The sequence below is a fragment of the Collimonas sp. OK412 genome, assembly GCF_900112135.1.
Classification (GTDB): domain Bacteria; phylum Pseudomonadota; class Gammaproteobacteria; order Burkholderiales; family Burkholderiaceae_D; genus Collimonas; species Collimonas rhizosphaerae.
Genome location: NZ_FOLC01000015.1, coordinates 138956 through 145751 on the forward strand (window position 1 = coordinate 138956; position 6796 = coordinate 145751).

Annotated in this window: 8 protein-coding genes; 5 read left to right on the forward strand and 3 right to left on the reverse strand. The window is 58.7% G+C overall.

The features are described from left to right. The first annotated feature begins 36 nt into the window (after nucleotides 1-36). The 4 genes from cls to dinB all read left to right on the forward strand — a co-directional run bounded on the left by cls (nucleotide 37) and on the right by dinB (nucleotide 3504). Nucleotides 37-1458, forward strand: coding sequence for a cardiolipin synthase (gene cls / locus BM062_RS16500; RefSeq protein ID WP_175501047.1), 1422 nt, complete (start codon nucleotides 37-39; stop codon nucleotides 1456-1458). A gap of 92 nt (nucleotides 1459-1550) precedes the next feature. Next, nucleotides 1551-1805, forward strand: a complete 255-nt coding sequence (locus BM062_RS16505; RefSeq protein WP_092398766.1) for a type II toxin-antitoxin system prevent-host-death family antitoxin — start codon at nucleotides 1551-1553, stop codon at nucleotides 1803-1805. Next, a complete protein-coding gene (locus tag BM062_RS16510) occupies nucleotides 1802-2245 on the forward strand; it encodes a type II toxin-antitoxin system VapC family toxin (RefSeq protein WP_217647602.1) in 444 nt (147 codons plus the stop codon). Before BM062_RS16505 ends, BM062_RS16510 begins: the two co-directional genes overlap by 4 nt. Before the next feature lie 101 nt (nucleotides 2246-2346). Continuing rightward, nucleotides 2347-3504, forward strand: a complete 1158-nt coding sequence (gene dinB, locus BM062_RS16515; protein ID WP_092398770.1) for a DNA polymerase IV — start codon at nucleotides 2347-2349, stop codon at nucleotides 3502-3504. 24 nt (nucleotides 3505-3528) lie between these two features. On the opposite strand, the gene BM062_RS16520 is transcribed toward dinB, so the two are convergent. Next, complete coding sequence (locus tag BM062_RS16520) at nucleotides 3529-4131, reverse strand: putative pterin-binding protein (RefSeq protein ID WP_092398772.1); 603 nt, start codon at nucleotides 4129-4131, stop codon at nucleotides 3529-3531. Between the two features lie 151 nt (nucleotides 4132-4282). Between BM062_RS16520 and BM062_RS25170 the strand changes: the two genes are divergently transcribed. Then, on the forward strand, nucleotides 4283-4477 hold the full coding sequence (locus tag BM062_RS25170) for a hypothetical protein (protein ID WP_139220079.1): 195 nt from the start codon (nucleotides 4283-4285) through the stop codon (nucleotides 4475-4477). Nucleotides 4478-4735: 258 nt separating this feature from the next. On the opposite strand, the gene BM062_RS16530 is transcribed toward BM062_RS25170, so the two are convergent. Continuing rightward, on the reverse strand, nucleotides 4736-5662 hold the full coding sequence (locus BM062_RS16530) for a hypothetical protein (RefSeq protein ID WP_092398776.1): 927 nt from the start codon (nucleotides 5660-5662) through the stop codon (nucleotides 4736-4738). A gap of 377 nt (nucleotides 5663-6039) precedes the next feature. Continuing rightward, a complete protein-coding gene (locus BM062_RS16535; protein ID WP_254785112.1) occupies nucleotides 6040-6447 on the reverse strand; it encodes an MFS transporter in 408 nt (135 codons plus the stop codon). Nucleotides 6448-6796 lie beyond the last annotated feature (349 nt).

Sequence of the window (6796 nt, forward strand, 5' to 3'; positions counted from 1 at the left end):
AAGATGCAAGCTTGCAAGAGATTCGGAGCTGCCTGAATGCCGTATTTGCCGTTTGCCCTGGTTTCCACCGCGGTTCTGCTGCTGCATGTGGCCGGCGTCGTCGCCGCCATCCACGCCCTGATGCACACCCGCACCCCGCAAGGCGCGGTGGCCTGGGTATTCGGGCTGGTGCTGCTGCCCTACTTCACCCTGTTGCCCTACCTGTTCCTGGGCAGTAAACGTTTCACCGGTTATATCGAGCTGCATCACTCGCGCCAGGCCCGCTTGCGCCAGCTGGACGATCCGGCCCAACTGGCCCTGTTTGAACGATACCCGCCGCATGCCGGCGCCCAGCGCTACCAGGGCATCAGCAAAATGCTGGGCGTGCCGTTCCTAGGCGGCCACCGCCTGCGCTTGCTGGTGAACGGCAGGGCCAGTTTCGATGCCATCTTCGAAGCCATCGCCGGCGCCGAACATTATGTGCTGGTGCAATTTTTCATCATCCACGACGACGAACTCGGGCGCCGGCTGCAAGCAGCGCTGCTGGAGCGCGCCGCCGCCGGGGTCCGCATCCACGTGCTGTATGACGGCGTCGGCAGCCACGACCTGCCCGCAACCTACGATGCGATCCTGCGCGCCGGCGGCGTCCAGATCCACCGCTTCGCCACCCGGCGCTGGCGCAACCGTTTCCAGCTCAACTTCCGCAACCATCGCAAGGTAGTCGTGGTGGACGGCTGGCGCGGTTTTGTCGGCGGCCTCAATGTCGGCGACGAATACCTTGGCCTCAAGCCGCCGCTGGCGCCGTGGCGCGACACTCACATGGAATTGCAAGGGCCGGCGGTGGCCGACCTGCAGCTGGCTTTCGACGAGAACTGGCACTGGATCACCGGCGAGCCGCTTGCCTTGCTGCCGCCGCGCACCGGCGACGGTCCCGCCACCAGCCTGATTGCCGCCACCGGTCCGGCCGATGCCCAGGAAACCTGTTCGCTGTTCTTTGTCCAGGCGATACACGCCGCCCGCCGCCGTCTGTGGCTGACCACGCCTTACCTGGTGCCGGACTCCGCCGTCAACGCCGCCCTGCAGCTGGCAGTGTTCCGCGGCGTCGACGTACGCATCCTGATCCCCGCCATCGCCGATCACCGCACCGTGTTCCTGGCCTCGACCTTGAATGCGCACGAGTCGGTGCGCGCCGGCATCCGCGTGTTCCGCTACCAGCCCGGGTTCATCCACCAGAAAGTGCTGCTGATCGACGACGACACGGCGTCGGTCGGCAGTATGAACCTGGATAACCGTTCGCTGCGGCTCAATTTCGAAATTACCGCCTTGAATATCGATCCGGCATTTGCCGGCGAGGTCGAACAGATGCTGAAGGCCGATTTTGAGCAGGCGCTTGAAATCGATGCCGCCGACTACGAGCGGCTGCATTACCCGTACCGGGTGCTGATTCATGTGGCCCGCTTGTTCAGCCCTGTATTGTAAAATCAAAAAATTGTAGAGATGTGCCTACATATTTTTGCACAATCCTATATTTGTAGTAACATATCTACATTGCAATCATTGTAGGGGCCAAGATGACTATCACAACCCTCTCAAGCCGTCAGTTCAACCAGGATGCCAGCAAGGCAAAAAAGGCCGCGGAAGCCGGTCCGGTATTCATCACGGATCGCGGCCGGCCGGCGCACGTGCTGCTGACGTTCGATGAATACAAGAGAATCAGCGGCGGTAGAACCAAGATCGCGGATTTGCTGGCTATGCCTGGAATCGAAGCCATAGAACTTGAAATTCCTCGCCTGGACGACCTGGCACAGGCAGCGGATCTTTCCTGATGTATATCCTCGATACCAATGTCGTATCCGAGCTACGGAAAATCCGTCTCGGGAAAGCCGATAAATGCGTTGCCGATTGGGCCGACAGCGTGGATGCGTCTGACTTGTACCTATCTGCGATCACTATCCAGGAACTGGAAATCGGCATATTGCTCGCGGAACGCCGCGACCCTTCACAAGGCGCCATATTCCGGGCCTGGATGAACAGCCATGTCCTACCGGCCTTTTCAGGCCGTATCCTGGTCGTGGACACCGCTGTCGCCCAGCGCAGCGCGCGGTTGCATGTCCCGGACCCGCGGCCGGTTCGTGACGGGCTGATTGCTGCGACCGCCCTGGTTCACGGCATGACGGTCGTAACACGCAACGTCATTGACTTTCAGGCGACCGGCGCGGCAATTCTCAATCCATGGATCGACGTTCAAGACTCTGACCTGCGTTAAAGACAAGTAAAATTTGTTTGAAAAAATTTACCTAAAGTACTGTTTTTACATACAGTAATGGTATGCTATGGCCGTATTAAGCATTCAAACACATTGATTTCATGTCCTCGCCCATTCGTCGTATTGCGCACCTGGATATGGACGCTTTCTACGCGTCGGTGGAGCTGCTGCGCTACCCTGAACTACGCGGCCAGGCGGTAGTGATCGGCGGCGGCTCCAGGCACAAGCCCGAGCCGGGGGAAGACGGGCAGCTGCGTTATCACAGGCTGCGCGATTATATCGGCCGCGGCGTCGTCACCACCTCCACCTACGAAGCGCGCGCCTTGGGCGTGTTTTCCGCGATGGGCATGATGAAAGCCGCCAAGCTGGCGCCGGATGCGATCCTGCTGCCGACCGATTTCGAGTCTTACCGTCATTGCTCGCGGCTGTTCAAGGCAGCGGTGGCCGAGATCGCTCCGCTGATAGAGGATCGCGGCATCGATGAAATCTATATCGACCTGAGCCAGCACCCGGACGACATCCGCGTGCTGGCGCAACGCATCAAGGATGCCGTACGCGAGGCAACCGGATTGTCGTGTTCAATCGGCATCGCTCCCAACAAGCTGCTGGCCAAGATCAGCTCGGAGCTGGAAAAGCCGAACGGCCTGACCGTGATTACCGAAGCCGATATCCCGTCGCGCATCTGGCCGCTGGCGGCAAGGAAAGTCAACGGCATCGGCCCCAAGGCAGCTGAAAAACTGAGCGCGCTCGGCATCAATACCATCGGCGAACTGGCGGCAACCGACCCCGCCGTGCTCCAGGATAATTTCGGCCGCACCTACAGCGAATGGCTGATGCGCACTTCCAACGGCCTGGACGACCGTCCGGTCGTCACCAGCTCCGAAACCAAGTCGATCAGCCGCGAAACCACTTTCGAGCGAGACCTGCACGCCAAGCTCGACCGCGACACCCTCACGCCGATATTCACGGACCTGTGCGTGCGGCTGGCCGGCGACCTGCAAAGGAAAGGTTATGTCACCCGGACGGTGGGAATCAAATTGCGCTTCTCGGATTTTCGCATCGTCACCCGCGACCTTACGCTGCCCACCGCGACCGACGACGCAGGCGCGATCCGGCAGGCGGCGGGGGAATGCCTGCGCCGCGTCACCTTGGACAGGCGCCTCAGGTTGCTAGGCGTGCGGGCCAGCGCGCTTGCCAGGAAAGAGGAAGCCGCGAACGAACCGGCCGTCTTGCAAGGCGAGCTGTTCAGCAGTGAATAATGAACAGGCGATGAGGCCCTTGCTTCACTTGCCCGCAACCACCTCGATGCAATACAGGCCCCAGGGACAGAGAGCGAAGCGCTGGTCCAACGGTTTTTGCGCCTGTTCAGCGATACGATCGGCATCGTAGATCGCAAAGACGGGCCCAAAACCGCCGATCCCCATCGGCTTGCCGTCGATATGCGTCGCCAGGATATAGCCATATTTCCTGAGCTGGGTGAAACTCAGCTGCGGCATGTAGCCGTCCACCGAATGGAACACGATCTGCGTCTCCGGCGCCTTGCTGGCGCCCAGCATGTCCAGCACATCGGCCAGGCGCGGGCCGCGCAGCTGGTGCGGCTTGCTGTCGTATTCAAGGGTCGGGTTGATGGTCACTGCCGGCAGCTTTGCCAGCGCAACCAGGTCGAAGGTGAACGCGCTGGCGAATTGCACGTTCTGCTTGTGCATCATCTGGTCAATCACCGGATCGACCGGCCCGCGGTTGCTGCGTTCGATGGCGCCGGTTATCGTCAGCACGGCTGGCGCTGTATTCTTTGCGGCGGCGATCGCGTAAACTGGTGCTGCGGATATTCCCAAGGCGCCGGCAAGCGAAAGGCCGGCGGTCGACAGAAACTGGCGTTTTTTCATTCAAGGCTCCATGGCAAAGGCGTGCGGCCGATGTTACACGAAGTTACCATCCGATAATATCGCCGTTGTCAACCGAATATCCCCCACGGCGTTTATAAGACATCCCGCTGCAGATGCGGATTGTGAAACCCTATCAACGGAAGGAATAAATATGAAAAAGCTATTTGGTATCGCCGCTCTCCTCCTCGCATTGACTCCGTTCGCACAAGCCCAGAACTCCGGCGACCCGCTGGCCGGCCATCCTGATGCACGCAATGACCGCAAGGTTGAAACCACCAAGCAAGAGCCTGTCAAACATCACGGCAAGATGGTGAAGAAGCATCACCGTGTTGAGCACAAAAAATAATTTGTAGTAGAAGCACCGGCTCGCAGCATGCTTTGCTAACCGAGCCGGTACTTGACTCTGATGATATTGGATTCACTCACTCCACTTTTTGCTCTCATTTTTTGAAATTCGACCGTATCTAGCTCCCGCAAGCACGCCATGATCGCTGCCCGCGCAAGCAGATCGCGCTTGACCAGTTTTGCTTGCCAGCGATTTTTTTTGCGTTTGGCGGCGAGCAATATTCGGCCCGGGGCCTCATACGTCTGCTGACGGTTTGCGCTACAGGCGCTGACGGACTGCAGCAACATAACGCTGGATTGCGCCAGCCAAAATCTCTTTCTGTGGCGTCAAGCCAAGCAACGCGAGAGGGCCGGCCTTCTCGAGCATGCGCCGTCGTGGAACATCGGCCAGCAGCACATGCACTCGCTCGACGAGTTCGTTGTACGAGCAGCTCTCGACGGCGTCGCGCAGCACCGGTGGTATCTCGGAATGCGGGTAAAGCTCTGACACGACTGCTTTGCGGTTGCGCAACAGGATGGACAAGCGCGGCAATTCTGCAGTGCTTGTGTGATCTGCCTTGCGCATGTTTAAGGCGACCTTTGCACGCGGCAGCAAGGCATCGCGCTGCGCGGGCGTCCAGGCCTTTCCTATCGGATAGACAACCCGAAGCCCGTGCGCCTCCAGCGCGCTCAGAATGGAGAGCCGACGGGGCATGGTTTCACCGAAGAAGATGACATCGATGTCCTGCTGATCGTCGCTCAGCACTTGATCTTCGGACACGATGGGCGTCGCCTTCGGCTCGAAAGTCAGGGGTACGTAGTCAGACCTGAGTATCCCCAGAGCTTGGTGATGCTTCAGATTATCAAGGCTGTACTCCCAGACCCATGTGCGCTGGAGCAAGTGGCGATAACCGGGCATTTCTGCCAACAGTTCAGGCAGGCCAGGCTCAAAATTGACAACGATGGCGTTGAGCGGCAGCTCCGCATCGGAAGGCAAGCCAAGACCCATCGCGAAAAAGAAAAGGTTGATGTCGGCATTGTCTACGCTGGGCGCGGCTTCGATGCTGGTCGAGTACCCCAGCTGCTCGCACGCAATGCGAAAGCTCTCCATAACCTCCGTCACGTTCTCGTTGCCCAGCGTACAGAAGCGCAGATGCGGCCGGAACGGGAAGTCTTCCGGCCAGCCTGCCGGGCCTGTCGTGCTCACAGCCGCTCCTTCACCGAGGCAATGTCGCCAGGAATAACCGCTGCTGAGTTGAATCGTAATCTTTCCTCTATTCGACAGGGTTGCTGGACATCTGAACCTGACGACGATTTCCACTCGTTTGTATTTAATCCCACGACTTATCTCTCAATATTCTTTATGGGGAAACATATCAGCTTTCCAATATAGCATCGATGAATTATTTTCTATTTAATGATTTTTCAAACATTGCATTCAAGAATGCGTCAAATTGTGTATGCCTTGGTCGCCACCCGCCAAAACATAGTTAAATGCCACCTGCGATCCGCCTGACTGTGCAATCGAGGCAATCCGGTTGCTGCCCCATAATTCTTGAAATATTTCTTGCTCGGCGCATCGGGTCATTGTGTTGCAACCGGCCGCACCAGGTAACCCAGCCCCGCAGCCGCCAACAACAGCACGGTCGCCGTCCACAAGGCGATCCTGACGCCGCCGACCATCCCCCCGCCAAAACCGTCGCTGACCAAAGCCCCGAACACCGCCACCCCAACCGCTCCGCCGACCTGCCTGGCTGTATTAAGCACTGCCGACGCCGTCCCCGCCCGGTTTTTTTCCACACTGGACAATATCGAGGTCGTCATGGCCGGCACCGCCAGCCCCATGCCGGCCGGGATCAGTATGAAACCTGGCAGCATCTGCAGGAAACTGGCATGGCTGGCGATGCCGATAGTGCCAAGCAAACCGTATCCCAGGGCGCCGATCAGGTCGCCGAGCACCATCGGCAATCGCACGAGGTTGGGGTCACCCATTAGCCGCCCCTTGTAAAGGGTACGAATTTAATACTCGCGATGTTCTGCGATAGGTCGATTCAATCGTGCCATCGCTGTGACGTCCGGTCGCTGAATTCGTGCCCTTTGCTTCGTAGTGTGGTTGCGTGAATCGCACCAGTCACCCATATGGATCAAGTGGATGCGTTGTTGCATTGCTCCACCCTGGCAGCGCAGCTGCCCCAGAAGCATCTCGGTACCGTCTTGCGTCCAAATGATGGGCAGATCTATGGCTCCCGCGTAGCGGCTCCAACCCTTGGTGGCTCGCAATCCGGACGACTCATTTCGTAACCGCGTACAACGATGGCAAACGACACAGTATCCAATCAGA